Genomic DNA, 23646 nt, shown 5'->3' on the forward strand with positions numbered 1-23646 from the left:
TGGTTTCACTGCCCGGAAACGTTCGCCATGGCCCTCAACTTCGACCTCAACGACCTGCTGGCCTTCCGCGCGGTGGCGGAGCTGCAGAATTTCCGCAAGGCGGCCGAGTCGATCAACCTGTCGCAGCCGGCGTTCAGCCGCCGCATCGAGAAGCTGGAGGACGCCCTGGGCGTGCGGCTGCTGGACCGCACGACGCGCAGCGTGACGCTCACCGCCGTGGGCCGCGACTTCGCGCGCAAGGTGAACGATTTGCTCGACGACCTGGACGCAACGCTGCTGGGCATCCGGGGTGTGTCAGCCACGCGCATGGGCGAGGTGAGCATCGCCTGCGTGCCGTCGGCGGTGTACTACTTCCTGTCCAAGGTGATCCGCCGCTACCACGAGGTCTACCCGAAGATCCGCGTGCGCATCCTCGACGCCAGCGCCAACGAGGTGCTGGAGGCCGTCTCGCGCGGGCAGGCCGATTTCGGGCTCAACTTCATCGGCAGCCAGGAGCCGGACATCGACTTCCAGCCGCTGCTGGAGGAGCGCTTCGTCGCCGCCTGCCGCCGCGACCACCCGCTGGCCCGCGAGCGCAGCGTCGCGTGGAGCGACCTGCGGCGCTACGACTTCATCTCGGTCAGCCAGTCCTCGGGCAACCGGGTGCTGCTCGACCAGGCGCTGGCCAGCCTGCGCGAGCGGCCGCAGAGCATCTACGAGGTGCAGCACGTCACGACCACGCTCGGTCTGGTCGAGGCCGGGCTGGGGGTCGCCGCCGTGCCGTCCATGGCGATGCCGGACGAGGACCACCCGCTGCTGGTCAGCGTGCCGCTGTCCGACCCGGTGGTGAAGCGCACGGTGGGGGTGATCCGGCGCAAGGGGCGTTCGCTCTCGCCGGCGGCCCAGCAGTTGCACGCCTTCCTGATGGAGATGGAGCGCATGTCCGGCCGCCCGGGCGCGGGCGACTGATCGGGCTGCTCAGGGCCGCTCGGGCAGCAGCCGGGCGCCGATCCAGCGCCCCTGGCGGACCAGTTCCCCCGCCACGTCGGCCAGCACGACGCGCGCGGCCAGCGCCGCGGGCGACAGCTCGTCGTCCGACAGGCTCACCAGCAGGTTGCTGCGCCGGGCGTGTGCGTCGGCGATGGGGATGAGCCGCAACGAGCCCGGCGGCTGGCGCGCGGTGGCCGCGCCCGGCTGGATCGTCGCGCCCAGGCCGGCCTGCACGGCATCCATCAGCATCGCCAGCCCGTCGATCTCCGCGACGATCAGCGGCTCGACCCGCGCGCGCGCAAACGCCGTGTTCAGCAAGGCCCGCAGCCCGTGCGGCCCGCTGGGCAGGACCAGGCCGAGCCCGAGCGCGCCGAGCTGGTCGAGGCCGATCGGGGCGGCGTCCTCGGGCCGGTCGAGCTGGTCTGCCCGACCGACGAGGTAGAGCAGCTCGTCCAGCAGCGGCAGCACGCTCCAGCGCCGCATCGCGTCCACCTGGAACAGCACCGCCAGGTCGAGCTGCCGGGCGTTGAGCATCGCCGTCAGGTGGCCCGACAGGTTCTCGACCAGGTGCAGGCGCACCTCCGGGTAGCGTGCCCGCATGGCCTGCATCAGCGGCAAGCCCAGCACCGCCGCCGTGGACGGGGCGAGCCCGACACTGACCGAGCCGGACAGGCGGGCCTGCTGCGCGGCGATCATCGCGGCGTCCGCGTGGCGCAGCACCAGCTGGGCCTGGTGCCAGAAGGCCACGCCCGCATCGGTGGGCACCGCGCCATCCCGGGTGCGCTGCAGCAAGCGGGTGGACAGCTCGCTCTCCAGCCGGCTGATCTGCTGGCTCAGCGCGGAGGTGACCACGCCCAGATCGCGTGCAGCACGGCCCATGCCCCCCAGCTCGACCACCTTCACGAAGTAGCGCAGTTGCCGCAGTTCCATCTCAGGGCCGCGGATCGCTGGCGGCCGGCACCGGCGGCGCCACCGTGTCCCGTGCCAGACAGGTTCGATACCGCGCCTCGCAGCGATCAGCGAACCATGCGGTCGTCAGCTTGCGCGAGATCTTCGGGCTGTTCAGGTCGATGTCGGGCAGCTGCTCGCGCGGTGGCCTCAGCCCGCGCTTGTCGGCCAGCTGGTACAGCCGCCGGTAGGTCGGCGACTGCTCGAACTCGAAGCGCTTCTCCAGCTTCAGGTCGCGCTCGATCTGTGCCGCGTTCACGCCCAGCTCGGCCTGCAGCGCCAGCAGGGCGCGCCACGCCTGGCTCGGCTCGGTGCGCGGCGATACCGGCTCGCCGCCCTTGTAGCGCAGCAGGTCGCCATCCGGGTCGATCTTCTGGCCGGTCAGCTGCACCAGCAGGGCCTGCACGGCGGCGTTGCGGCTGCTGTAGCGGCCGGCGTTGTAGTCGGCGAAGCGGTAGAGCATCCGGTTGTACGAGACCGGGTAGTCCAGCAGCATCGCCGCGCCGAAGTACAGCCCGCCGCGCCGTTTGAACACCTCTTCGCGCGGTGTGCCGGCCGGCCGCCACGGGTAGGGCCTGTCGCGCATCTGTTCGGTGGCGAAGGCGACGCTGACCTGGGTCGAGCCGCCCGTGCGCACCGGGTTCTGGCCACCCGCGAGCTGCGCGCCCATCGGGATCTCGCGGATCATGTCCTCGTAGAGCAGCGAGAGTTCGCGCTCGGTGCGCAGCCGGTCCAGGCGCTGCTGGTAGGTGCGGCCGTCCGGCGAGGTCTTCGACAGCGCGAGGTCCATCACCGCCTTCGGGATGCCGAAGCGCTCGCGTTTCTTGTCGAGTTCGGCCTTGGCGATCTTCGAGAGATTGGCCACTGGTGGGTCAGCCTGCCAGGTCGATTCCTGCTCGATCACGGCGGCCAGCGCGCAGACCTTGTGCGCCTGTGCCGGGATCGACAGCGCGGCGAAGGCGGTGGCGATGTCGTCGGCCCAGGCGCTGCGGTCGGTGATGTTCGGCGGCAGCACGCGCAGCGCGACAGCGCGCACCTCGGCCGCGCTGACCGGCGCAGGAGGCGGCGGCGGTGGCGGCGCGGGGGGCAGCGGGGGCAGGGCCGGCGGTGGGGGTGGCACGGGGACGGGTGCCGGGACGGGCGCTGGCGTCGGCGCCGATCCCGGTCCCGGCGTGGGCGCCGGAACGGGTGTCGTCGGCAGCGTGATCACGGGCGCCGGGGCGGGGGCGGGCGGCAGGCGGTCGCTGGGCAGCGTGCCGCAGGCGGCCAGTCCGGCCATCACGGGGGCGAGGGCGGCAAGGCGCAGGGTGCGTGTCATGGGCGGCGATTATCCGGGCTCTCATGGCTCCGACTTGAACGGATTGCGCTCCCGCAACTCGCCCACATAGGCCGCGATGCCGGCGGTCTCCTCATCCAGAAACCGCGCCACCGCATCGGCGAATCCCGGGTGCCGCAGCCAGTGCGCCGAGGTGGTCTTCACCGGCAGCAGCCCGCGCGCCATCTTGTGCTCGCCCTGCGCGCCCCCTTCGAAGCGCACGAAGCGCTCGCGCACGCACCAGTCCAGCGGCTCGTGGTAGCAGGCGGCGAAGTGCAGGTGCTGGATGGCTTCGGTGCAGCCCCAGTAGCGCCCATAGGCCACGCGCTGCGCCGGGTCGAGCGCCACCAGCGACGCCGCCACCCGTTCCCCGCCGCGGCGGGCGACGAACAGCAGCCAGTGGTCGGGCATCGTGCGCGCCACCTCGGCCCAGAACGCCCGCGTGAGATACGGCGTCGAGCGGTGTTCGCGGTAGGTGTTGTCGTAGCACTGGTAGAAGTAGTCCCAGTCGGCCTCGGTGATATCCGCGCCACGCAGCGCCTCGAAGGTCACGCCCGCTTCGCGCACATAGCGCCGCTCCTGCTGGATCTTCTTGCGCTTGTCGCGCGTCAGGCTGGCGAGGAAGTCGGCGAAGTCGGCGTAGGGCGCGGGCGTGCGGTTCGACCAATGGAACTGCACGCCTTCGCGCATCAACCAGCCTTGGGCCTGCGCGGCAGCGCGGTCGGCGTCGTCGAGGAAGAGCAGGTGGGCGGACGACAGCCCCTGGTCGCGCGCAAAGGTCTCGATCGCCTGCAGCAGCGTCGCCCGCGCCGCGTCCGACCGCGCCAGCAGCCGCGAACCCGGCACCGGCGTGAACGGCACCGCGCCGAGCAGCTTCGGGTAGTAGCGCTGACCCGCCCGCTGCCAGGCGTCCGCCCAGGCCCAGTCGAACACGTATTCACCGTAGGAATGGCGCTTCAGGTAGAGCGCGGCGGCGGCCTGCAGCGTGCCGTGCGCGTCGGCCAGTGTCATGAAGACGGGCTGCCAGCCAGTGGCGGTGACAGCACTGCCGCTGCGGTGCAGGGCCGCGAGGAATGCGTGCCGCAGGAAGGGCGTCGGCGCGGGGCAGTCGGCGAGCAGGGCGTTCCACGCGTCGGCGTCGAGCGCGGCCGGGTCTTCGTGCAGGCGGAGGGTCAAGGTCATGGCCGCGGATGTTCGCATGCCGGGCGGCTACAGTTCGCCTCAGTTCCCGACCCCCTTCGACCGTTCTGGAGATATCGCCTTGGCTTCCACGGAACCGTTCTTCAACCTGTACACCCACGGCTTCGCCCGTGTCGCCGTGGCGGTGCCCGTCTGCCGCGTGGCCGATCCGGCGTTCAACGCCCAGCAGACCATCGCGCTGCACCACCAGGCCGCCGCCCAGGGCGCGGTGCTGGTGGCCTTCCCCGAACTCGGCCTGTCCGCCTATTCCTGCGACGACCTGTTCCACCAGCGCGCGCTGCTCGACGGCTGCGAGCGGGCCCTCGCCGCGGTGGTCGCGGCCTCGATCGGCATCCATGCGGTGGCCGTGGTGGGCCTGCCGCTGCAGGTCGACCACGCGCTGTTCAACGTCGCGGCGGTGGTGCTCGACGGCCGCCTGCTCGGCGTCGTGCCCAAGACCTTCCTGCCGAACTACGGCGAGTTCTACGAGGCGCGCCAGTTCGCGCCGGCCACGCAGGCGATCTCCACCGAGGTGACGCTCTGCGGCCAGACGGTGCCCTTCGGCGCCCAGATGCTGTTCGACGCGGGCACCGGCCTGCCGGGCCTGAAGTTCCACATCGAGATCTGCGAGGACGTGTGGGTGCCGATCCCGCCCTCGTCGTTCGCCGCGCTCGCCGGGGCGACGGTGCTGGTGAACCTCTCGGCCTCGAACGTCACCATCGGCAAGGCCGACTACCGCCACGCGCTGGTGGCGCAGCAGTCGGCGCGCTGTGTCGCGGCCTATCTCTACAGCTCGGCCGGCTACGGCGAGTCGACCACCGACCTCGCCTGGGACGGCCACGCGCTGATCTGCGAGAACGGCGCGATGCTGGCCGAGTCCGAGCGCTTCCGCATGGACGCGCAGCTGCTCACCGCCGATGTCGATCTGGAGCGCCTGTCCCGCGAGCGCATGCGCCAGACCAGCTATGCCGCGTCGGCGGCGCGCCACCGCAGCGAGGTGGCCGCGTTCCGAACCGTGCCTGTCGGCCTGAAACGCCCGGACGATGCCGAGCTGCCGCTGCGGCGCTGGGTCGACCGCTTCCCCTACGTGCCCTCCGACCCACGCAGCCTCGACGCGCGCTGCGAGGAGGTCTACAACATCCAGGTCCAGGCGCTGGCCAAGCGGCTGCAGTCTTCGGGCGTGAAACAGTTGGTGATCGGCGTCTCGGGCGGGCTGGACTCGACGCACGCGCTGCTGGTCTGCGCCAAGACGATGGACCGGCTCGGCCTGCCGCGCACCCATATCCGCGCCTACACCATGCCCGGCTACGCTACCAGCGGGCGCACGCTCGACCAGGCGCTGCGGCTGATGGATGCCCTGGGCTGCACGGCGCAGACCATCGACATCCGCCCGAGCTGCCAGCAGATGCTCGACGACATCGACCACCCGTTTGCCGATGGCGAGCCGCAGTACGACATCACCTTCGAGAACGTGCAGGCCGGCGAGCGCACCAGCCACCTGTTCCGCCTCGCCAACCACCACAATGCGATGGTCGTGGGCACCGGCGATTTGAGCGAGCTGGCGCTGGGCTGGTGCACCTATGGCGTGGGCGACCACATGTCGCACTACAACGTCAACGCCAGCGTGCCCAAGACGCTCATCAAGCACCTCGTGCGCTGGGTGGCGGGCAAGGGCGAGTTCGGGCCGGACTGCAGCCAGGCGCTGATCGACGTGGTGAACACCGAGATCAGCCCGGAGCTGGTGCCCGGCAATGCCGACGGGCAGCCGCAGCAGTCGAGCGAGTCGAGCGTCGGCCCCTACGAGCTGCAGGACTTCCACCTCTACTACACGCTGCGCTTCGGCTTCGCGCCGTCGAAGGTGGCCTTCCTCGCGCTGCACACCTGGGGCGACGCGCAGACCGGCCGCTGGCCCGAGGGCATCGGCGCGCACAACGCCTACCCGCTGCCGGAGATCAAGCGCCACCTGCGCACCTTCCTGTGGCGCTTCTTCAAGACCAGCCAGTTCAAGCGCAGCTGCGTGCCGAATGCGCCGAAGGTCGGCTCGGGCGGCTCGCTGTCGCCGCGCGGGGACTGGCGCGCGCCAAGCGATGCAGAAGCCACGGTCTGGCTGGGCGATCTGGAGCGGGTGCCCGACTGAGCGGTCGGTGGCGGCCACAATCCGCGGTTCCGTTCCGTCCCCAGCCTGAACCATCGGCCTGATCCCTTCGTTGCACTGGACCCGCATGTCGCCGCGCTCCCTGACCTCCCTTGCTGCCGCCCTGGTGGCCTTGACCGGCTGTGCCCACGGGCCGACCGCGACGACCCCGGTGGCGGCTGCCTCCGCCAGCAGTCCGGCCAGCGCCGCCAGCGCCCCGGCGGGTGTCGCGCCCGCCGCCGGAGCGCCGGCCGCCGCGGCCACGCCCGTCGCCCCCAATCCGCTGCCACCGTTCGCGCTGGTGACCCGTGACGCACGCCGCTTCGGCGGCATGATCACCGCCTGGCAGAAAGACGAGAAGGTCTGGCTGGAGTTGTCGGTGCACGACTTCAACGTGCCGTTTTTCCTGTCGCCCAAGATCGCCGGCGGCATCGGCGAAGGCGGCGTGCTGGGTGGCCTGATGGGCGGACGCACCGGGGCAGGGCGGGCGCAGTGGGTCGAGTTCCGGCGTGTCCACAACCAGGTGCAGCTCATCGCGCGCAACGCGCAGTACGTCGCCAAGGCCGGCACGCCCGAGGCCCGCGCCGTGGCCGCCGCCTTCTCCCCCAGCCTGCTGGGCAGCACGGTGGTCGCCAGCCAGCCGCATCCGGACCGCAAGACCGTGCTGGTCGACGCCAGCGCGCTGTTCATGGGCGACCTGCTCGGCCTCGGTGCCCAGCTGCAGCGCACCTACCGCCAGGGCTACAGCCTCGACCAGCGCAACTCGGCGATCACCGCGGTGCGCGCCCAGCCGGATCTGCTGGTGGTGCAGGTGCAGAGCCACTTCGCCACCGCCGCGCTGAGCGAAGGCCAGCCCGGTGCGCCCGTCGCCCCGAGCGTGCCGACGACGCTGCCCGACGCGCGCAGCCTGTTCGTGCAGCTGCACTACTCGCTGTCGCGCCTGCCCGAGAAGCCGATGGCACCACGCGCCGCCGACGCCCGCATCGGCCATTTCCTGTCCACCGTCGACGACTACAGCGACGACATCGCCCGCACCCCGCGCCTGCGCCACATCCACCGCTGGCGTCTGGAGAAGCAGGACCCAGCCGCCGCGCTGTCCCCGCCGGTCAAGCCGATCACCTACTGGATCGACCGCAGCGTGCCCGAGCGCTACCGGGCGCCGATCACCGCCGGCATCCTGGAGTGGAACAAGGCCTTCGAGAAGATCGGCTTCCAGGACGCCATCGTGGTCCAGGTCCAGCCGGACGACGCCACGTTCGACACCCTGGACACCGGCATCGCCTCGATCCGCTGGATGACCAACGCCAGCGCGATGTTCGGCGCAGTCGGCCCGGTGCATGTGGACCCGCGCAGCGGCGAGATCCTCGATGCGGACATCGCCATCGAGAGCCTGAGTTCGCGCGCCATCCGCACGCTGCAGTCGCAGGTGCTGGCCCATCCCGGCGTGGACGACTGGCTGGCGCTGATGCAGGCCCGTGACGCGCAGCGCGAGCGCCCGGCGACGGCTGCGGCCTTCGCCCGGCCCTTCGTGCTGAACGACCTTGGCGATCTGTGCCAGCACGCGGATGCGGCGGGCGAGCAGCTGGGCTATGCGCTGGACGTGCTCGCGCTGCGCGACGGCGCCGATCCGGCCGGACCCGACGCGCAGGCCTTCGTCGCCGCCTATCTCAAGGACGTCACGATGCACGAGGTCGGCCACACGCTGGGGCTGCGCCACAACTTCCGCGCGTCCCACGTCTACAGCGAGGCGCAGCTCTCCGACCCCGACTTCACGCGCACCCGCGCCCTGTCCGGCTCGGTGATGGACTACTCGGCGGTCAACCTGCCCGGGCGCGGCCAGCCCGCCGTCGCGCCCTTCCTGACGACCATCGGGCCCTACGACGAATGGGCCATCGACTACGCCTACCGGACGCTGCCTGCCGCGCAGGAGACCGCTGAACTCGGCCGCATCGCTGCCCGCAGCGCCGAGCCGGCACTGGCCTACGGCAGCGACGAGGACAACCTGTTCGGCATCGACCCCGAGTCGCTGCAGGGCGATCTGGGCAGCGATCCGGTGGCCTTCGCCCGCAAGCGCATCGGCATCGCGCGCGACCTGCTGCGCCGGCTGGAGGCCCGCCCGGCGGCCGAGGCCGACCATCCGACGCTGCGCCGTGGCGTGTCCTACGCCCTGCGCGACGTGGCGCGGGTCAGCGGCACCCTGCTGCGCCAGATCGGCGGCCTGCGCACGTTGCGCGACGCGCCGGGCACCGGCCGCGATCCGCTGACGCCCGTGCCGGCTGCGCAGCAGCGCGCGGCCTTCGACACCCTGGTGGCCGAGGTGCTCTCGCCGGACAGCCTGACCGTCTCGCCGGGACTGCAGCGTCGGCTGGCGCCGGACTACCTGGAGCGTGCGGATGCGCTGTTCGGCGGTGCCCCCTCGGTCGCGACCGACTTCACGCCGCTGACCCAGCTGTCGGACCTGCAGCGCGGCGTGCTGGCGCAGCTGATGAGCGAGGGCGTGGCCGTGCGCCTGCTCGACGGCGCCGCCAAGGCGAGCGATCCGGCGCAGAGCCTGACGCTGGCCGAGCTGAACCGGCGTCTGGACGCCGAGGTCTGGGCCGATCTGGTGCCCGGCCACGGGGACATCCCGGCAGCGCGCCGCGCGCTCCAGCGCGAGCACACGACCCGCCTGATCGGCCTGCTGATGCAGCCCGCGCAGGCCGGTCGCGTGGAATTGCGCACGCACATGCGGCGCCGTGCGGAAGACCTGCTCGCCAGGTTACGCTCGGTACGTTATCGTTCCGGCTGGTCTGCAGAGACCGCCGCGCACCTGCAGGACAGCATCGACCTGCTGCGCGGGGCGCTGCAGGCCAAGGTGGTACGACCGAATGTGTGAAGGGCGTGCGGTTCGAGCGGGTCGCGCAGGCGCGATCAGCCTTGAATCGAGTGCCCCCGGAACCTTCGAATGAAGGTCTGTTTTTGCAACATTCGGCGACCAGGCGCACGTCCATGGCCGGATTGCGGGATCCGGCTCCCCTGCTTGCAGGCGCGTCATGCCGGCTCTTGCATTTCGACGCCAGTGTGACGAGACGTGATGTATTTCGCAAAACGTAGACCTTGAACAGAATCGGGGCATCGACCAGACCGGAGTCCGTCCCCGATGTTTTCCCTTCACCACACCCGCCGCCTGCTTGCCGACCTGACCGTGGGCACCCGGCTGGGCATGGGCTTCGGTGCCCTGATCGCCCTGATGCTCGTGCTGACGCTGTTCGGCGTCTATGCCCTGCAGGACAGCAGCGTGCAGGTCGCGCAGCTCGGCACCGTGTCCGCCGTGCAGATCGCCCAGCTCCAGTCGCAGCAGCAGCAGTGGATCGTGCTGCTGGGCTCGCTCGGCGCGCTGGCGCTGCTCGGGGGCTCGGTGATCGCCTGGGCGCTGGTCGACAGCGTGAAATGGCCGCTCGACCGCGCCGTGGACATGGCCGAGCGCCTGGCCGACGGCGAGGACCACCACCCGGCCGACGCGCACCAGCAGGACGAGTTCGGCCACCTGCTGCGCGCGATGACGGACATCCGCCGCCGCTTGCAGTCGGCCACGCAGGACGCGGCGCAGGCCACGGCCCAGGCCATGCCGGCGCAGACGGATGAACCGGTCGACGAGCGCGCGCCGGTGGTCGCCGTGCCGACCCTGTCCGACGGCGATCAGCCGCTGCAGGTGTCGGTGCGCACGGCGCAGGAAATGCTCAGCGTCGCGGTGACCGCGGCGCAGCGGGGTGGCGAGGTCGTGTCGCAGGTGGTGGCCAACATGGACGACATCCGTGCGGCCAGCCGCGAGATCTTCGAGATCATCGGCAAGATCGACAACATCGCCTTCCAGACCAATCTGCTGGCGCTGCACGCGGCGGTGGAAGCGGCCCAGGCCGGCGAGAAGGGCAAGGGCTTTGCCCAGGTGGCGGGCGAGGTGCGTGCGCTGGCGGTGCGGGCGGCCAACGCGGCCAAGGAGATCAAGACGCTGGTGCATGCGTCGGCGGAGAAGGTCGAGTTCGGCGGCCAGCTGGCGCGCGACGCCGATCTGACGATGGACGCCATCATCGTCTCGGTGCAGCGCATGACCGATCTGGTCGAGCACCGCCGCCAGAACCCGCAGCTCGGCGGTCCCCAGGCTGCCCAGCCGGAGCAGGATGTGCTGCTGCTGGACCGCCTCAATGCCAGCAACGCCACGATGGTCGCCGAGAGTGCCTCGACCGCCGAGGCCCTGCGCCTGCAGGCCGAGCGGCTGCAGAAGGTGGTCAGCGCGTTCCAGATGCTGCAGCAGACCCAGGAAGCCGCCTGGAACGCCCACCACGCCATCGCCAGCGCCCGCCAGCGGGCCAAGGGCCAGCAGGTCACGCCGATGCCGCCGTTCCCGTCGTCCGACTGGGGCACGCTCGACGAGAACCGCCAGGCCGCTGCCCGCCTGCGCCGCCGATCGGACGACCGTGGCGACGGCAATGGCAGCGGTGGCGACTCGACGACCTATTGAAACTGAACCCGGCCGTCGATGCCGGTGGCGCTCAGACCGACTCGGTCCGCGCCACCAGCCAGTCCAGCGCGGCGCCCGACAGCCGCGGCGCCAGGCGGCGGCGCACCTCGGCGTGGTAGCCGTTCAGCCACTGGCGCTCGTCGTCGCGCAGCAGGCCGTGGTCGAGGCAGCGGGTGTCGATCGGGCACAGCGTCAGCGTCTCGAACGCCAGGTACTCGCCGAACTCGTCGGGTGCACCGACCGAGACATTCAGCCCCAGGTTCTCGATGCGGATGCCCCAGCGGCCGTCGCGGTACAGCCCCGGCTCGATCGAGGTGATCATGCCCGGCCACATCGCCATCGAGGCGTCCGGCACGGCGCGCGAGATGCTCTGCGGCCCTTCATGCACGTTCAGGAAGTAGCCCACGCCGTGCCCCGTGCCGTGGCCGAAATCCAGTCCGGCCTCCCACAGCGGCGCGCGGGCCAGCGTGTCCAGATGCGGTGACAGCGTGCCGAGCGGAAAGCGGGCGCGCGAGAGGTTGATCGTCCCCTTGAGCACGCGGGTGTAATCAGACCGCTGCGCCGCGCTCGGCGTGCCGATCGGCCAGACGCGGGTGATGTCGGTGGTGCCGCCCAGGTACTGCGCGCCCGAGTCGATCAGCAGCAGCCCTTCGGCGACGAGGCCGTCGGGCGTCGAGATCCATGCGAAGGATTCCGGGGTGGCGCGGTAGTGCGGCATCGCGCCGTTGGCGTTGAAGCCGGCGATGGTCGGGAAGCTCAGCGAGACGAAACCCGGCTGGCGTGCCCGCGCTTCCGTCAGGCGCTCGTCGATGGTCAGCTCGCTGATCGCCTCGCGGCCCAGCGCCGACTCGAACCAGGCGTAGAACGCGCACATCGCCGCGCCGTCCACTTCCATCGCTTCGCGCACGAAAGCGGCCTCGGCGGCGGTCTTGCGGCTCTTGGCGAAGGTGCTCGGGTTGGTCGCCTCGACGACGCGCACACCGGCCGGCACCGCCTGCCGCAGTCCCAGCGTGATCCGCTTCGGATCCACCAGCAGCGTGGCGCTGTCCGGCAGGCTGGCCAGCGCCGCGCGGGCGTCCGCGTAGTCGGCCAGCACCACGCCGTCGGCCGCCAGCCGCACCTGCAGGTCCGCGTCGATCTTGCCGGCGCCGACGAAGAGCGTCGCGGCCTGTTCGTCGATCAGCAGGTGGGCGAGGAAGACGGGGTTGTAGTCGACGTCCGCACCGCGCAGGTTGGTGGTCCAGGCGATGTCGTCGACGGTGGAGACGAGGTGGTGGTCCGCGCCAGACTTGGCCATGCCGGCACGCACGGCGGCGAGCTTGTCGGCGCGCGACACGGCGGCGTGTGGCGCGCGGTGTTCGTAGACCGGCGCGGCGGGCAGGTCCGGGCGACCCGGCCACGCTTCGTCCAGCACATCCAGATCGGTGCGCAGCACGATGCCGCGTGCGGAGAGCGCATCGCCCAGCTGCTTGGCCGCCGCGAGCCCGAGCACGGCGGCGTCCACCGCCAGCACCTCGCCCTGGGCCAGCGTCTGCGCGATCCAGTCGAGGTGGTGGGTGGCCGCACCCGTGGGGATCTTCACCAGTTCGACCGTCGTGCCGGCCAGCTCCGCCTCGGCCTGCGCCCAGTAGCGGCTGTCCGCGAAGACCGCGGCGCGGGTCGGTGTCACCACCAGCGTGCCCATCGAGCCGGTGAAGCCCGAGAAGCGCACGCGGCCCTGCCAGCGCTCGGGCAGGTATTCCGAGAGGTGCGGGTCGGCGGACGGCACCAGCACGGCGGCGAGTCCGTGGTGCTGCAGCCGGGCGCGCAGCAGGGCGAGGCGTTCGGGAACCGGGGAGGTCGGCGCGGGCGTGGTCGTCATGGTGGCGTGGTCGGGTCGGGTTCAGGTCGAAGGGGTGGCGGGCTGGCCATCGAGCCGCTGGCGCACCAGCGTGATGTGGCTGCGCAGCGAGTACAGCTCGTCCGCATAGGACAGCGGCACCGGCAGGCGCTCGACATGTTCCTCGATGCGGTCCAGGTCGCTGTGGAGCAGCGCAGCGTCGCGTGTGCCGTCGGTGATGTGCTGCTCGATCTCGCGCAGGCTGCCGTACCAGCGGAAGATGCGCGAGCGGATGCGGAAGTTGTAGAGCGGCGGCACGACCCGCGACAACGGAATCAGCACCGCGATGATCGACACCAGCACCACCCACATCCGGTCCACCAGGTTGGCCATCCAGAAGCTGACGTGGCGCTGCAGCACCGGCTCGCCGGTGGCGTAGAAGCGCTGGGCCTCGGGTGCGAGCGGATAGTCGCCGCCCACGCCCTTGGGGAACTCGCCCTTGGCCTGGAACCAGTTCGGCTCGCCATGGACCTTGCGCGCGGCCTGCACCAGCAGTTGCTGCAGGGCCGGATGGGTGTCGTCGCGCACCACCAGCATCGCGGTGGCCGCGACCAGCCGCACGTCCTGCGCCGGCAGGTCCTTGGCCAGATCGACCACCCCGCGCGGCAGCCCGACCGGCGACACCTGCGGCACGCGCCGCGCGTAGGCCTCGGCCTGCGCGAAGTCGAGCAGCCGGATGCCGGGCGTGATCAGCAGCATCCGCACGATCGGCGACTCGGGCGCCGAGACCATCGCCATCGCGTCGATCTCGCCGGCCAGCAGCGCGACGACCGCGGGCGTGGTCGCCAGCCGGGTCAGTGGCATCGAGGCGGTGTCCAGCCCGTTGGCGTCCAGCAGGCGGCGCATCAGGTTGGTCACGCCGCTGCCGTCCTGGCCGACGTTGAGCCGCCAGCCGGCCATCTGCGACAGGCTGTCGAGCGTCTCCCGGCCGAGCTTCGCCTTGGCGGTGTCGTCGCGGTAGAACACCCAGACCGGCTCGCGGAACAGGCTGCCCAGGCTCAGCAACGGGTCGTCCGGGGTCTCGTCACCGAGCCGGACCTCGTCGGAGCCGCCCTGCACGAAGGCGGCGTCCACGTCGCCGCTTTTCAGCAGTTGCAGGTTGTCGAGCGAGCCCTGGGTGGGCCGGAGCACGACCTCGATGCCGTACTTGCCCAGCGCCTGCTGGTAGCGTGCGCCGAACTCGGCGTAGGCGCCTTGCGCGGTGCCCGTGGCCAGCACCATGCGGCGCGGCGGGTTCGGGTCGAGCATGACGTAGGCCATCCACACCAGCCCGACCGCCAGCAGCAGCACCGGCCCGCCGGTGATCAGCATTTCCTTCAGCGAGATGAGGGCCGAGCGCACGCGCAGCAGCGCGGTGCCGGTGTGGCGCTTCAGGGGGCGGGAGAGGGTGCTGCTCATGGGGTCACATCGTCGCGGATTGGCGGCTGCGCCACCAGAGTTCGGCGCTGAACAGGGCGCAGGCGGCCCAGATGATGACAAAGCCCTGGGCCCGTGCGCCCGCAAAGGGTTCGTGGAACAGCCAGACGCCGAGCGCGAGCTGGATGGTCGGCCCGATGTACTGCAGCATGCCCAGCAGGCTCAGCGGAATGCGCCGTGCGCCGCCCGCGAACAGCAGCAGCGGCACGGCGGTGAGCGGTCCGGCGGCCATCAGCAGCCCTTGCAGGTCGGAGGGTGCGCCCGGAAAGACCGACTGGCCGTGCGCCACCGCCCAGCCGAGGCCTGCCAGCGCGAGCGGGCCGAGCAGCAGCGTCTCCAGCGTCAGGCCTTCGAGCGCACCGAGCGTGGCGGTCTTGCGCAGCAGGCCGTAGGACGAGAAGCTGGCGGCCAGGATCAGCGCGATCCACGGTGGCGTGCCCTGTGCCCAGGTGAGCCAGGCGACACCGGCCGCCGCCGTGGCCACCGCACCCCACTGGGCCGGGCGCAGCCGCTCCTTCAGTACCAGCCAGCCGGTCACCACATTGACCAGCGGCGTGATGAAGTAGCCCAGGCTGGCGTCCACCACCCGGCCGTGGCTGACCGCCCAGATGTAGACGTACCAGTTGGTGCCGATCAGCGCCGAAGAAGCGAGGAACAGCCCGACCACGCGCCGGTTGCGCAGGGCCGGGCCGAGCCAGGCCCAATGCCGGCGCGCCGTGAGCACGCCCAGCAGGAACAGCAGCGACCAGACCACGCGGTGCGCCAGCACTTCGAGTGCGGCAACACCGTGCAGGAGCCGGAAATACAGCGGAAACAGTCCCCAGATCACATAGGCCAGCGAGGCCTGCAGGATGCCGTTGCGCATCAGCGGGGGCCGGGTGTCCGCAAGCGGACCAGAACGGATGGGACAGAGGGCATGGGTGCAAGGATACCTGTGCGCTGGATGCCCGCCTGTCACCGACGGGTACCGTCTGGCGGTGACAAAATGCAAGGACTTTGCCTGTGACGAACAACGCCATGACGAACAACGCGAACAACGAGAACAACAGCCGCAGGAAGGTGCTCGGTGGGTGCCTGGTGCTGGCGCTGATCTGCCCGCTGACGGCGTGCGGGCGCGAGGACGGTGCAGCGCCACGTCCCGTGACCACCCGCGGCACGCTGCTGGCGGACGAGCAGGCCGTGGTGGCGCTGTTCGAGCAGTCGGCGCCCTCGGTGGCCTACATCACCACGGAAACCGTGCAGCGCGGCACCTTCGGCGGCGCAGAGGTCAGCCAGGGCGCCGGCTCGGGCTTCGTCTGGGACAGTGCCGGGCATGTCGTGACCAACTTCCATGTGGTCAAGGATGCGCGCAAGGTCTTCGTCCGGCTGGACGCAGGCAAGCCGATCGAGGCCGAGCCGGTCGGCGGTGCGCCCGAGTACGACCTGGCGGTGCTGCGGCTGAAGACGGTGCCGAAGAATCTGCGCCCGGTGCCGGTGGGCAGCTCGCGCGACCTGCGCATCGGCCAGACGGTCTACGCCATCGGCAATCCCTTCGGGCTGCAGCGCACGCTGACCAAGGGGCTGGTCAGTGCGCTCGACCGGGAATTGCCGACGGCGAATTTCCGCGAAGTCGCCGGGGTCATCCAGACCGACGCGGCGATCAACCCCGGCAACTCGGGCGGCCCGCTGCTGGACAGCGCCGGGCGGCTGATCGGCGTGAACTCGGCGATCCGCTCGACCAGCGGCAGCTCGTCGGGCATCGGCTTCGCGATCCCGGTCGATCTGGTGAACCGGGTGGTGCCGTCGCTGATCAACCGCGGCCACGCGCCCTTGCCGGGCATCGGCGTGACGCCGATCTCGCCGGACCAGGTGGCGCGGGCGGGGATCACCGGCGTGGTGCTCGGCGCGGTCGGGCGCGGGACACCGGCTGCGTCGGCCGGGCTGGTGCCCTACAACCCGCAGACGGGCGGCCTGGGCGATGTCATCGTCGGGGTCAACGGCAAGCCGGTGGAGACGCTGTCGACCTTTGTCGGCGAGCTGGAGCGGGCGGGCATCAACGCGACGGTGGAGCTGACCGTGCGGCGCGGCGAGAAGGAGCGCAAGGTGCGGGTCAAGGTGATCGACCTGCGCGCCTGAGGCTCAGTCGGCCTGGCGCACCGACAGCTCGGGGTGCCGGCGCAGGTAGACCCGCACGTAGGAGCACGACGGACGGACCGCCAGCCCCTCGGTGGCCGCCCAGGCCAGCGCTTGCTGCACCAGCGCCGCGGCGATGCCCCGGCCTTCGAGTGCGCGCGGCACGCCGGTGTGGTTCAGGTCGACCACGCCGGGGCTGCGGCGGTAGGCGGCCACGCAGAGCAGGCCGTCCACGGTGGCCTCGAAGCGCGAGGCCGCTTCGTTGTGGGTGATGGGGAAGGTGGCGGCGGTCATGTCGTCAGCGCTCGGAAGCGGTCCAGGGAATGTCGATCACCGGAGGAACCCGGCTGTCGGTGTCGCGCGGCACGACGCCCGCGCGGTCGATCGCGTCGAGCACGGCCTGGTCCCAATCGGCCTGGCCGCTGGACTTGATCAGCTCGCGCGAGAGGATGGTGCCGTCCGGTGCCACGCGCAGGCGCACCACGGCCGGGGTCGAGCCGATGTTGCGGCCGGTGTAGACCAGCTTGGGCTTGAGGTAGGCGCGCAGGCGGCCGGCATAGCCCGCGGACGGGCCGGACGACTGCGCGGCGTTGCCCCCACCGCTGCCCGTGCCGGGCGTGGCGCGGGACGGGGTGGGCGGCGCGGCGTCGTCGCTGCCTTCGCCGAGCTGTTTCTGCAGGCGCTTGAGGTTGTCCTCGCGGGCCTTGGCGGTCTTTTCCTGCTGGGCGGCGGCTTTGGCCTTTTCCGCTGCGGCAGCCTTTTCGGCTTCCTTGGCGGCGGCCTTCTCTGCGGCTTTCTCTGCCGCCTTGCGCTCGGCCTCCTTCTTGAGTGCGGCCTGCTTGTCGGCTTCCTTCTGCTCGGCCTTCTCCCGCTCGCGTTCCTTCGCTCTCTCTTTTTCTCGCTCCTTGTCCTGGGCCGCCTTCTCGGCCTTGTCCTGTCGGGCCTTTTCGATCCTGGCCAGCTTCTCGGCCTCTTCGGCTTCGCGGCGGCGCTTGTCGGCCTTCTCGCGGGCGATGTCGGCCTCGCGCGGGGCGGGTGGCGGCGGGGGCTCGACCACCTTGGGTGCAGGGGCTGGCGGTGGGGGCGGCGGCTTGACGACCGGGGCCGGTGGCTCGGGTGCGGGTGGCGGCGCGACAGGTTCTGCCTTGACCCGTGGGGCCGGTGCCGGCGGCGGCGCAGCGGGAGCCGCCTGCTGCGGCACGGCCGCCCACAGCTCGGCGCTGACCGTGGCGATCTCCTCGCGCTTCCACGCCACGCCGAAGGCCAGCGCGGCGATCAGCCCCGCGTGTGCGAGCAGCGCGACCGAGGTGCCGATGCGCAGGCTGTCCGCCGAGGGCGGGTGGCGGATCGGGTCGCGCAGGTGGTCCGGCGGCGGCGGTGGAGGTGTCATCGGCCCGGCCATCGTCGCTCAGGCCCCGGTCGTGCGCACGGCCAGTCCGACCCGGACGATGCCCGCCTTCTGCAGCGTGTCCATCACCTTGACGACGGCTTCGTACTTCACGCCCTTGTCGGCTGAAATGATGACCGGGGTCTGGGCGGCATGGGCACCGTCACCTTGCAGCGCCTTGATGCGCCTGGCGAGCTGGGGCAGCGCGATGCGCTCGCCCTCGGCGTCCGGGCTGGCGGTGTCGGCCTTGCCATCGACCTTGACGCGCAGCAGCTCGCCCGCATCCAGCTGCACCTCGACGATGCGGTCCGGCTGGCGCTGCGCCTTGCCGACGGTGGGCAGGTCGATCACGCCCGGTGTCATCAGCGGCGCGCTCACCATGAAGATGATCAGCAGCACCAGCATCACGTCGATGAACGGGACCATGTTGATCTCGTTGATCGTGCGGCGGCGGCCCGCGCCGCGGCTGCTCACGGCCGGCATGTCAGAGCCGACCCGGTGCGGAGACCGGGGCAGAGGCCGTGGCACCGACCGACTGGTTGGCGTTGCGGGCCAGGATGTTGGAGAACTCTTCCATGAAGTTGTCCTGCTGCATCGCGATGCGGTCGATGTCGCGCGCGAAGCGGTTGTAGGCGATCACGGCCGGGATGGCGGCGAACAGGCCGATCGCGGTGGCCACCAGCGCCTCGGCGATGCCGGGGGCCACGGTGGACAGCGAGACCTGCTGCAGGTTCGCCAGCCCGGTGAAGGCATGCATGATCCCCCAGACCGTGCCGAACAGGCCGACGTAGGGCGATACCGAACCGACGGTGGCGAGGAACGACAGGTGCGACTCGACGACGTCCAGCTCGCGCTGGCAGCTCGCTCGCATGGCGCGGCGGGCGCCATCCAGCAGCGCGCCGCCGTCGCTCACCCGGCGTTCGCGCAGCTTCAGGAACTCGCGCATGCCGGCCGTGAAGATGCGCTCCATCGGGGCGGCGTGCTGGGCGTTGCGCTCGCTCTGCTGGTAGAGGTCGTTGACGTGGCGGCCGGACCAGAAGTCGCGCTCGAACTGGTCGTTGCCCTGGCGGACCTTCTTTAGTCCGACGATCTTGCTGAAGATCACGGCCCAGCTGGCCAGCGACACCATCAGCAGGATGGCCATCACGATCTGGACGACCACGCTGGCGTGGAGAATCAGTTGCAGGATATTCAGGTCCTGGTTCATGCGGGTCCGATGGAGGCAAGGAGGTTGGGGGGAATGCGGCGCGGGCGCAGCGTCTGTGCGTCCACGCAGCCGATGCGGATGCGGCCTTCGGCGAGCACCTCGCCACCGCGCAGCGCCTGCTGGTCGATGACGAGGCTGGCCTTGCCCGACTCGGCCAGCCGCACGGTGACGACGACTTCATCGTCCAGCCGCGCCGGCCGCAGGTAGCGCACGGTCGTGTCGCTGACGACGAACATCGCGGCCTCGTCACGGCGCAGCGCTTCCTGCGAGAAGCCGAGACCACGCAGCCACTCGGTGCGGCCGCGCTCGAAGAACTTCAGGTAGTTGGCGTAAAACACCACGCCGCCGGCGTCGAGCGACCGGCGTGTTGAACACCCATGGACATAACCAGAATGTCTTGAAAATAGGCGTTTTTTGCGGGCGAAGCACTGTCCATACATCGGGCGCGATTGTCGCCTACTTCTGGTCCATGATGTCCATGGCTCGCAGGATGGCCTTGGGCTTGGCGGCGGCCACGGGCATGATGCTGGCGCGAGGCTGAAGACTCTCCAATCTCGCCTCCAAGTCCCTGACGCGGAGGGTGAGGCTGCCGATTACTTCATCTGCCTCGACCAGCCGTGACACTGCATCGTCGCGTTGCACCTTGAGGCTGGCGATGGTCTCCGTTTTGCCGCGTGAGACCTGGCGGGCTTTGAGCAGGCGTTGTCGCTCAGAAGTCGGGCGTTCATGCCCGTGCGTGGCGAGGTAGTCTTGGATCTCTTCGACGAGGCCAGGGAACCGCGCCTTGCGCAACGCAGAGGGGTCGCAACCGGCTTCCTTGGCGACGTTGTTTTGGCTCACAGGTGTGCCCGCTGGCAAGACCTTGGGTACTCCGGACTTCAGGCGCTCAAAGGCCTCGCGGAAGTTGGTCTCAGCAGTTTTTGGCTTGGGCGTGGGCATAGAACTTCTCGATTGAGCGCTTCTCGCCTTGGAGGGCTCGGCAGCGGGGGGAATCAGGATGAACAACTGCCAACTGATCGTCAACGGCCTTCTCGTAGCGCTTGATGTCGCCAACTTTGGTTTTGTCCAGTAGCAGGTCGGGGCAGCCCTTGCTATCCTCTTCCCCGAGACAGTGCGTGATGGACTCGATACCACCATACGGGCAGGGGCGGGCGTTGAAGCAAAAGCCAGCGCGGATGTTGCGCGCGCTGACTTCGCCTCGCTTGATGGCCTTGCTGAGGGCGACAGCATCCTTCTCGGCGATCAGATGCACGATGGCAGCCTTGCGTGTCTCGCCCAATGGACTGACGAACTGGGGGCCCGGTATGGCACTCAACGCCCGTGCCTGTTCTTGGTACATGGCCTTGAGAAACATCGTTCGCGTCTCTTCATTGAGCACTAAGCGCGAGTGGTTGCGGCCGTAGTAAAGCGTCATCGCACGGGTCTGATGTTTGAGCTGCAACTGCAAGGATGGTTCATCCACCAAGCCTGATGCCTGCATGTTGACCGCTCCGGTGCGGCGCAATTGATGGTAGGCGAAGGGCCAAGCCACCCCGATTTTGAAGGCGTCCTGATTCAAGGTCGGCGTGATCTGCAGTGCGATCCGCAGATCTTCCGCCGTGATCGTAATTTGCTCGTTGTCCAGCAAGAGGGGATAAGAGGAGAGAACCTGCTGATAAGCCGAAGGCTTTGGCCTTGTGCCATAGGGTTTATGTTTGCTTTTGCTCCAAGGTTCATACTGGTAGGACATCAGGTAGGGCGTTACTTTGTCTTCTCCAGTGATGCCCAGGTCGTCACGTTCGCGGGCACAAAGCATGCGTAGAGCGGCGATGTGCTTCATGGCTTCTATCGCAGTCAGGGTACTTTTGGATACCGGCCAGCGTGCATCCGAATCAGGGTCGGTCTTGGTCGTCGCGCCCACCAGCATGGGGATGTCGCCATACGTCTTGTCATGCTCGACCAGGAGACAATTCGAGCGCAGGCTGTAGCCCTCTTCGATGCGCATGAGAGATAAGTTGAGTAAATAAGCCAAGCCCGCCTTGGAGACTAGGTCCAGGTACTGAGAGAGCTTGATGATTTGCTTCTCGGACTTCTCGTTGGTAAACGGCCCAGTCCAGCGCTCCAGCAAATCGGTGACGCCAAAGCGGTCAGCCGTCAGTTTGAAGGCTCCTTTGGAAGTCTTGGATGGCCTGTTTGGGAATGGTGATTTACTTGTGGCGGCCGTCGAACTCATGGCCGCCTTGAGCGAGCCATGGCTCGCGGCATACGCTTCTAGACAGAATCGAAAACAGTCCTCAATGCGATCTTGGTGCTCGGTGTAGTCCTGCATGCACGCGTGCAGTCGCTTGAGTTGATAGGTCCAGATGCGCGGGGGGATGTAGGGCGTTTGTTCTCTTTCGTGCGCAGGTCGCAGCTTGGTAAGTCGCGCCAAGCCCTCTTGGTTCAGCAAGCAAAACCCCAGAAGTTCGCTCGCGTCCAAAAGGTCATGCAGGTAGCTGAGGACATGGCCGAAATTCGACTTTGCCAATGCTTGCGCCACCTTGTCGATCACCGCGTCAAAGCGCATCAGGTCGCTGGCTAGGACGCCCTCTTGGCTGCAAATGGCAAACAGGGGTTTGATTGAAATGAATTTATGATTGAGCGCCCCAGCCGTTCGACAACCCCTAGGGCCATACATGAACCAGGTTATGCACTGTCGCAGAAGCTCGGCATTGGCGGGGTCAATGCGGGCACCTCTCGTTGACTTCCCATCCCCGAAATTCATCTTGCGCGCCGTGCCTGCCCACACATCGAGCGGCCAGATGGAGTCCCGGTAGAAGCACGCCGACTCTCCATTAGCATCGAGTATGGGGGGCCAGTCAGGCGGTGGGGGCCAACTCGGGGGCCTGAAATTTGCAGCATTCGGATGCACGATGGGGCTGTCAATGTGCAAGCCCAGGAGGTCAAGTTTCATAGTGGTTCCTGGGGGTCTTCACGTGGCTCTCGATGAGCCCTTTCCAAGCGGGGTGATAGCGCTCTTCATCTAGCCGAAGCAGGGCTTCCTTCACCCACTGGGCGCGCTCCGAGCTGCTGGCTTCAATGAAGTTCAGTTTAGCCGTGATGCGATTTATCGCAGCCTGCGCTGGGTTTTGGTTCATATTCGATTTCGCCTCAACTTCCTCAAAAGATTTGAGGAACCTGAAACTCGCCAAAGACCATACATGGTCTTGGCTGTCGATGTCGCGCTGGTGATCGCAAAAAAGGCAGCCAGAAGGTGTCATGCAGTCCGGCTGCACCGCGGTGGCTGGCATGTCTGCCACCGGGTGAGGATTTTTGCCCGTGCAGGTGCCTGGGCCAGGGGGGGCCATGGTGGGGTCGTACTCCGCCCAATACACCTGTGTTTGCACCATAGCTCGCTGCAGGCTGGGCTTTTCATAGACCCTGATCAGGGTTTGCTTGGCGTGTTGCTTCTCCTCGGCCGTGAGGTCGGGGTCGGCCGTTCGGCGGAGCATCCAGTTCACGTTGGTGCTGCGCAGAGCCTGCGGGCCGACGAACGCGACCCCGGCGCGTTTGGATATCTTTTGTAGGGTTTTGAAATTCGGCGGGGCATCCGACCGGCGTTGTGCGGGGGTGCCGTTTTTGCCCAAAGAGGGGAACAGCAATCCATCCGGGTCCTCTGGGAAGATGGCCTTTCGCCAATGAAGGTAGCGATCAAAGACTTCGCGGTATTCGCTATAGATTTGGAAGACCACTGGGCCCCAGCGGCGGTGCTTGTAGGTGCGGATTTCGTAGCCCTGGCTGGAGGGCTTGAAGCGCCACTGATCCATGCGCAGTTGATGAGATTGGGCGAGGTTAACTCCCGACTGACCCATCAACATGAACATCTCGGCTGTGATGCGCAAGTTGATAACTGAATAGCGGGTTCGATACGTCCTATCGGCCTGCCAATCAGCGCGATTCTGGGCTGCACGCTGTTCTGCTTGTCGCGATTGGGCAGGCCACTTTGGGTTCGGCGGCTTCAGCGTATTGGGTGACTTGAGCCCAGACCAGAGTTCCAGTGTTTTGCCATTGCGCATAAGGATCTGCAGGGGCAATGGCCCCCAAATCGCCTCGACTGAGAGGCCGTCGGCCAGGTCCAGCAGGAAGCGACCGAAGGCGAATGCCTCTTCCAGGTTCTGTTTGTCGGTGGTGGGGCTGACCGCCCGAGGACCGCGCTTTCGACTTCTGAGTCGGGTGCTCTTGATGAGGGGGGTGGCGCGTCCCAAAACCCTGTCCAAGACCCAGCCGACTTTGCTGCCGTAGCCGTAGGCGGTGCGTTCTAGGAGGCCACGCCCTACCCGAGCCCGATGCAAAAGTGCATCGCACCAGTGCCGGTAACACTCTTCGACGGTGGCGAGGCTTAGCGCTTGGGTACTGGACTCATCGGCCCATCGCAAGAACAGTCTCAGCTTCTCGATACAACCCAGCACCGTCTTCCTTCGCCCACCCCCGTCGACGTAGTTCAGCAGCGATTCACGAATCAGGCGCACGAGTTCAATCCGCTCGATCAGGGGGCGACCCAACTTGCCGGCCTCGATCATTGAGTCCACGTCTCTTACGGGTACCTGCGTCCCACCTTTGAAAAGCCATGGCTTCAAGTCCCAG

At 68.7% G+C, this 23646-nt stretch carries 19 protein-coding genes; 5 read left to right on the forward strand and 14 right to left on the reverse strand.

Annotated elements, in window-relative coordinates:
- Positions 1-27 precede the first annotated feature (27 nt).
- The gene (locus BDD16_RS16410; protein ID WP_179634941.1) at positions 28-948 is read left to right on the forward strand and encodes a LysR family transcriptional regulator; all 921 of its coding nucleotides are present in this window, start codon (positions 28-30) and stop codon (positions 946-948) included.
- A 9-nt stretch (positions 949-957) separates the two neighbouring features.
- Here the strand turns inward: BDD16_RS16410 and BDD16_RS16415 are convergent, their stop codons facing one another.
- The 3 genes from BDD16_RS16415 to BDD16_RS16425 are packed head-to-tail and all read right to left on the reverse strand — an operon-like array spanning position 958 to position 4414.
- Entirely contained in the window at positions 958-1899 is a 942-nt protein-coding gene (locus BDD16_RS16415; protein ID WP_179634942.1) for a LysR family transcriptional regulator, read from the reverse strand.
- Position 1900: 1 nt separating this feature from the next.
- Entirely contained in the window at positions 1901-3235 is a 1335-nt protein-coding gene (locus tag BDD16_RS16420; RefSeq protein ID WP_218897846.1) for a DUF1615 domain-containing protein, read from the reverse strand.
- Between the two features lie 21 nt (positions 3236-3256).
- Positions 3257-4414 carry a GNAT family N-acetyltransferase gene (locus tag BDD16_RS16425; RefSeq protein ID WP_179634943.1) on the reverse strand — a complete coding sequence of 386 codons (1158 nt, stop codon included), beginning with the start codon at positions 4412-4414 and terminating at the stop codon, positions 3257-3259.
- 79 nt (positions 4415-4493) lie between these two features.
- Here BDD16_RS16425 and BDD16_RS16430 point away from each other — a divergent pair, with 79 nt between their 5' ends.
- From BDD16_RS16430 to BDD16_RS16440, 3 genes are all read left to right on the forward strand, one after another.
- Entirely contained in the window at positions 4494-6548 is a 2055-nt protein-coding gene (locus BDD16_RS16430) for an NAD(+) synthase (RefSeq protein WP_246332578.1), read from the forward strand.
- Positions 6549-6633: 85 nt separating this feature from the next.
- Positions 6634-9420 carry a zinc-dependent metalloprotease gene (locus BDD16_RS16435; protein ID WP_179634944.1) on the forward strand — a complete coding sequence of 929 codons (2787 nt, stop codon included), beginning with the start codon at positions 6634-6636 and terminating at the stop codon, positions 9418-9420.
- A gap of 264 nt (positions 9421-9684) precedes the next feature.
- Entirely contained in the window at positions 9685-11043 is a 1359-nt protein-coding gene (locus BDD16_RS16440; protein WP_179634945.1) for a methyl-accepting chemotaxis protein, read from the forward strand.
- Positions 11044-11074: 31 nt separating this feature from the next.
- Here BDD16_RS16440 and BDD16_RS16445 read toward each other — a convergent pair whose 3' ends face one another.
- From BDD16_RS16445 to rarD, 3 genes are read right to left on the reverse strand one after another with little or no spacing between them, the layout of a single operon-like run.
- Positions 11075-12904 (reverse strand): aminopeptidase P family protein, encoded by a 1830-nt coding sequence (locus BDD16_RS16445; protein ID WP_179634946.1) that lies wholly within the window; start codon positions 12902-12904, stop codon positions 11075-11077.
- Positions 12905-12925: 21 nt separating this feature from the next.
- Entirely contained in the window at positions 12926-14320 is a 1395-nt protein-coding gene (locus tag BDD16_RS16450; RefSeq protein WP_179634947.1) for a TAXI family TRAP transporter solute-binding subunit, read from the reverse strand.
- Positions 14321-14324: 4 nt separating this feature from the next.
- On the reverse strand, positions 14325-15203 hold the full coding sequence (gene rarD / locus BDD16_RS16455) for an EamA family transporter RarD (RefSeq protein WP_179634948.1): 879 nt from the start codon (positions 15201-15203) through the stop codon (positions 14325-14327).
- Positions 15204-15355: 152 nt separating this feature from the next.
- On the opposite strand from rarD, the gene BDD16_RS16460 reads away from it, so the two are divergent.
- The gene (locus BDD16_RS16460; RefSeq protein ID WP_179634949.1) at positions 15356-16453 is read left to right on the forward strand and encodes a S1C family serine protease; all 1098 of its coding nucleotides are present in this window, start codon (positions 15356-15358) and stop codon (positions 16451-16453) included.
- A gap of 3 nt (positions 16454-16456) precedes the next feature.
- On the opposite strand, the gene BDD16_RS16465 is transcribed toward BDD16_RS16460, so the two are convergent.
- From BDD16_RS16465 to BDD16_RS16500, 8 genes are all read right to left on the reverse strand, one after another.
- Positions 16457-16744: a GNAT family N-acetyltransferase gene (locus tag BDD16_RS16465; RefSeq protein ID WP_179634950.1), complete on the reverse strand. Its 288-nt coding sequence runs from the start codon at positions 16742-16744 to the stop codon at positions 16457-16459.
- 4 nt (positions 16745-16748) lie between these two features.
- Complete coding sequence (tolA, locus tag BDD16_RS16470) at positions 16749-17840, reverse strand: cell envelope integrity protein TolA (RefSeq protein ID WP_179634951.1); 1092 nt, start codon at positions 17838-17840, stop codon at positions 16749-16751.
- An 18-nt stretch (positions 17841-17858) separates the two neighbouring features.
- Complete coding sequence (locus tag BDD16_RS16475) at positions 17859-18320, reverse strand: ExbD/TolR family protein (RefSeq protein WP_179634952.1); 462 nt, start codon at positions 18318-18320, stop codon at positions 17859-17861.
- Position 18321: 1 nt separating this feature from the next.
- Complete coding sequence (tolQ, locus tag BDD16_RS16480; RefSeq protein WP_179634953.1) at positions 18322-19044, reverse strand: protein TolQ; 723 nt, start codon at positions 19042-19044, stop codon at positions 18322-18324.
- The gene (locus tag BDD16_RS16485) at positions 19041-19385 is read right to left on the reverse strand and encodes a YbgC/FadM family acyl-CoA thioesterase (RefSeq protein WP_375139079.1); all 345 of its coding nucleotides are present in this window, start codon (positions 19383-19385) and stop codon (positions 19041-19043) included. Before BDD16_RS16485 ends, tolQ begins: the two co-directional genes overlap by 4 nt.
- A gap of 115 nt (positions 19386-19500) precedes the next feature.
- Positions 19501-19983 carry a hypothetical protein gene (locus BDD16_RS16490; protein ID WP_179634955.1) on the reverse strand — a complete coding sequence of 161 codons (483 nt, stop codon included), beginning with the start codon at positions 19981-19983 and terminating at the stop codon, positions 19501-19503.
- Entirely contained in the window at positions 19955-21976 is a 2022-nt protein-coding gene (locus BDD16_RS16495; protein WP_179634956.1) for a hypothetical protein, read from the reverse strand. The genes BDD16_RS16490 and BDD16_RS16495 overlap by 29 nt, the downstream gene beginning before the upstream one ends.
- Positions 21966-23582, reverse strand: coding sequence for a site-specific integrase (locus BDD16_RS16500; RefSeq protein WP_179634957.1), 1617 nt, complete (start codon positions 23580-23582; stop codon positions 21966-21968). The genes BDD16_RS16495 and BDD16_RS16500 overlap by 11 nt, the downstream gene beginning before the upstream one ends.
- Positions 23583-23646 lie beyond the last annotated feature (64 nt).

It is taken from the genome of Sphaerotilus montanus (assembly GCF_013410775.1).
GTDB classification, from domain to species: Bacteria; Pseudomonadota; Gammaproteobacteria; order Burkholderiales; family Burkholderiaceae_C; genus Sphaerotilus; species Sphaerotilus montanus.

What these genes read in the sequence shown, in the direction of transcription:
- BDD16_RS16435 (WP_179634944.1), top strand. Translation starts at nt 6,634, where the DNA reads ATGTCGCCGCGCTCCCTGACCTCCCTTGCTGCCGCCCTGGTGGCCTTG.
- BDD16_RS16500 (WP_179634957.1), bottom strand. Translation starts at nt 23,582, where the DNA reads ATGATCGAGGCCGGCAAGTTGGGTCGCCCCCTGATCGAGCGGATTGAA.
- BDD16_RS16425 (WP_179634943.1), bottom strand. Translation starts at nt 4,414, where the DNA reads ATGACCTTGACCCTCCGCCTGCACGAAGACCCGGCCGCGCTCGACGCC.
- BDD16_RS16420 (WP_218897846.1), bottom strand. Translation starts at nt 3,235, where the DNA reads ATGACACGCACCCTGCGCCTTGCCGCCCTCGCCCCCGTGATGGCCGGA.
- BDD16_RS16445 (WP_179634946.1), bottom strand. Translation starts at nt 12,904, where the DNA reads ATGACGACCACGCCCGCGCCGACCTCCCCGGTTCCCGAACGCCTCGCC.
- BDD16_RS16490 (WP_179634955.1), bottom strand. Translation starts at nt 19,983, where the DNA reads ATGCCCACGCCCAAGCCAAAAACTGCTGAGACCAACTTCCGCGAGGCC.
- rarD (WP_179634948.1), bottom strand. Translation starts at nt 15,203, where the DNA reads ATGCGCAACGGCATCCTGCAGGCCTCGCTGGCCTATGTGATCTGGGGA.
- BDD16_RS16410 (WP_179634941.1), top strand. Translation starts at nt 28, where the DNA reads ATGGCCCTCAACTTCGACCTCAACGACCTGCTGGCCTTCCGCGCGGTG.
- tolQ (WP_179634953.1), bottom strand. Translation starts at nt 19,044, where the DNA reads ATGAACCAGGACCTGAATATCCTGCAACTGATTCTCCACGCCAGCGTG.
- BDD16_RS16415 (WP_179634942.1), bottom strand. Translation starts at nt 1,899, where the DNA reads ATGGAACTGCGGCAACTGCGCTACTTCGTGAAGGTGGTCGAGCTGGGG.
- BDD16_RS16460 (WP_179634949.1), top strand. Translation starts at nt 15,356, where the DNA reads ATGACGAACAACGCGAACAACGAGAACAACAGCCGCAGGAAGGTGCTC.
- tolA (WP_179634951.1), bottom strand. Translation starts at nt 17,840, where the DNA reads ATGACACCTCCACCGCCGCCGCCGGACCACCTGCGCGACCCGATCCGC.
- BDD16_RS16495 (WP_179634956.1), bottom strand. Translation starts at nt 21,976, where the DNA reads ATGAAACTTGACCTCCTGGGCTTGCACATTGACAGCCCCATCGTGCAT.
- BDD16_RS16475 (WP_179634952.1), bottom strand. Translation starts at nt 18,320, where the DNA reads ATGCCGGCCGTGAGCAGCCGCGGCGCGGGCCGCCGCCGCACGATCAAC.
- BDD16_RS16450 (WP_179634947.1), bottom strand. Translation starts at nt 14,320, where the DNA reads ATGAGCAGCACCCTCTCCCGCCCCCTGAAGCGCCACACCGGCACCGCG.
- BDD16_RS16440 (WP_179634945.1), top strand. Translation starts at nt 9,685, where the DNA reads ATGTTTTCCCTTCACCACACCCGCCGCCTGCTTGCCGACCTGACCGTG.
- BDD16_RS16465 (WP_179634950.1), bottom strand. Translation starts at nt 16,744, where the DNA reads ATGACCGCCGCCACCTTCCCCATCACCCACAACGAAGCGGCCTCGCGC.